The 3,034-nt window shown below is 69.8% G+C and carries 1 protein-coding gene; it reads left to right on the top strand.

The features are described from left to right. Nucleotides 1-73 precede the first annotated feature (73 nt). The coding region (locus tag VT52_RS34615; RefSeq protein WP_338059215.1) for a type I polyketide synthase at nt 74-3,034 on the top strand (2,961 nt) is incomplete at its 3' end.

Genomic DNA, 3,034 nt, shown 5'->3' with positions numbered 1-3,034 from the left:
CCGCCCCGCCACCACCGACACCGACACCGACACCGATGACGGGCACTGGACCCGGCATGCCACCGCGTCCTTGATGGCTTGCGAGGCGAAGAGCGATGAGGCAGACGCGGGTACCGCATGGCCTCCGGTGGGGGCCGAGCCCCTTGACATGAGCGAGCACTACCAGCAGTTCGCCGACATGGGCTTCGACTACGGCCCCGTTTTCCAGGGCCTCACGGCCGCATGGCGCGCCGGCGACACGGTCCATGCCGAGGTCGTCCTCCCGGAGGGAGTGAGCACTGAGGGCTTCGGAGTGCACCCGGCCCTCCTGGATGCCGCTCTGCAGGCATCGGCCAAGGCCGATGTGCCAGGTGTCGACAGCGGGGGAGACAACGCGGGACCGGTCATGCCGTTCTCCCTGTCCGGCATCACCCTCCACAGCCACGGTGCTTCCTCCCTGCGGGTGACACTGAAGCCTTCGGGCGAGCGGACACTCAAGGTCGTCACTTCTGACGAGACCGGCCGACCGGTCATGTCCGTGGAAGCCGTCACGGTGCGCCCCGTCGACCTCGATCGCCTCGCGCTTGCCGCTTCCACGGCGCGCGACTCCCTCCACCGCGTTGACTGGAAGCAGCTCACTCCCGCGCAGGGAGCCGAAAAGCCCGCCGGAACATGGGTGAGTATCGGAGCACCTGCCGTAGCGGTTCCGGGGGACGTCTGCCACGACAGTCTGGCCACCCTGTGCCAGGCCATCGCCGAGGGGGGATCCGCCCCCGACACCGTCGTCGCGCTTGCGGCGCCCGCCACGGCTGAGCCCGCCCTCGAAACTCTGCGTGCGGCAGCCCACCAGACCCTGGTCACCCTGCAGGACTTCCTGGCGGACGAACAACTCGGCGATTCCCAGCTGCTGTTGCTGACTCAGCACGCTGTGGCCCTTGCGTCCGCGGACGACGTCCAGGAGCTGTCGGGCGCACCCGTATGGGGACTGGCTCGCAGTGCCGAGGCGGAGCACCCCGGCCGCGTCCTCGTGGCAGACCTCGACGGTACGGAGGAGTCCTGGCAGGCGCTGCCCACGGCGCTCGCGGCGGTGCGGGCAGCCGGCGAGACCCAGTTCGCACTGCGCGCGGGAGTAACCTACGTACCGCGCCTGGTCAGGGTCGAGTCCACGCAGGTCGCTGCCGCGGACGCCACGCAGCACGCGGCCTTCCCGGACGACGGCACAGTCCTGATCACCGGCGGCACGGGCACCCTCGGCGCGCACCTCGCCCGCCATCTCGTCACGCGCCACGGTGCGCGCCACCTGATGCTGGTCAGCCGCCGGGGCTCCGAGGCCCCCGGTGCGCTTGAGCTGGAGGCCGAACTCACCGCGCACGGCGTCGACGTCACCATCGCCGCCTGTGACATCAGCGAGGCCGACGCCGTCGCAGACCTGGTCGGGTCCGTGCCTGCCGACCACCCGCTGGTCGCCGTCGTACACGCCGCCGGTGCTCTCGATGACGCGGTCATCGAGAACCTCACACCCGCGCAGCTCGACACCATCCTGCGTTCCAAGGCGGAGGCGGCCTGGCACCTGCACCGCGCGACCAGGGATCTCGGTCTCTCCGCGTTCGTGCTGTACTCATCGATCGCTGCCACGCTGGGTGACGCGGGTGCCGCCAGTTACGCCGCGGCCAACAGTTACCTGGACGCCCTGGCGGTGCACCGGCGCGCCGAGGGGCTGCCCGCCTTGTCGCTCGGCTGGGGGGTGTGGGAACAGGACAGTGGCATGGCGGCCGCTCTCAGCCGCACACAACGCGGTCGACTGGCGCACAGCGGAATCACGCCGATGACAGTGGAACAGGCCCTCGCCATGTTCGACTCGGCTCTCGTCGGCTCCCATCCCGTGCTGCTTCCCACACGGTTCAGTCAGACCACTCTGCGCGGTCAGGCATCGAGTGGCACGCTGCCCGCGATCCTCAGTGACCTGGTCCCGGTGCGGGCAAGGCGAGGGCGGCGGGGCGCCGGAGCCACCGGTCTGCAGAGGCGGCTGTCGCAGCTGACCGAGAACGAGCAGTACGAGCTGCTCCTCGACCTGGTGTGCAGCCAGGTGGCAGACATCCTCGGCCACGCAGACCCCGACGACATCGACTCCGAGCGGGCCTTCCAGGAGCTCGGGTTCGACTCCCTCACCGCCGTCGAGCTCCGGAACCGGCTCAGTGCCGGCACGGGCCTGCGGCTTCCCGCGACCCTCATCTTCGACCGACCGAACGCGTCGGCCCTCGCCCACTTCATACACGCCGAGATACTCGGGGCGGTCAACCGTGTTCCGGCCCCTGTCCCTGCGGCCGCCATCGGCGTCGACGAGCCCGTCGCAGTCGTCTCCATGGCCTGCCGGTTCCCCGGTGGGGTCGTCTCCCCGGAGGACTTGTGGAAGCTGCTGCTCACCGGTGACGACGCCATCGGCGACTTCCCCGAGGGCCGCGGTTGGGACACGGCGAACCTCTACGACCCCGACCCCGGCAAAATCGGCAAGAGCTACACCCGCCACGGCGGCTTTCTCCATGACGCGGCTGAGTTCGACGCCGACTTCTTCGGTATCTCGCCGCGCGAGGCACTGGCTACCGACCCGCAGCAACGGTTGCTGCTGGAAGCGAGCTGGGAAGCGCTCGAACGTGCCGGGATAACCCCCGGAACACTGCGCGGCAGCAACACCGGCGTCTTCACCGGCATCAGTGCTCAGTACTACGGGGGCGCCGCGACCACACACACCTCACAGGACATCCAGGGGTACCTCGTCACCGGTGCCGCAACGAGCGTCGCCTCGGGGCGTATCGCGTACACGCTGGGCCTGGAGGGTCCCGCGGTCACGATCGACACGGCGTGTTCTTCGTCGTTGGTGGCGATGCACCTGGCCGCGCAGGCCCTGCGCAACGGCGAGTGCTCCATGGCACTGGCCGGCGGTGTCACCGTCATGGCCTCCCCGACGGTCTTCGTGGAGTTCTCCCGGCAACAGGGTCTCGCTCAGGACGGCCGGTGCAAGGCGTTCGCCGACGGCGCCGACGGCACCGGCTTCTCC

The organism is Streptomyces malaysiense, assembly GCF_000980885.2.
Lineage (GTDB): Bacteria > Actinomycetota > Actinomycetes > Streptomycetales > Streptomycetaceae > Streptomyces > Streptomyces malaysiense.
This window is presented reverse-complemented; position numbering and strand designations above follow the sequence as displayed.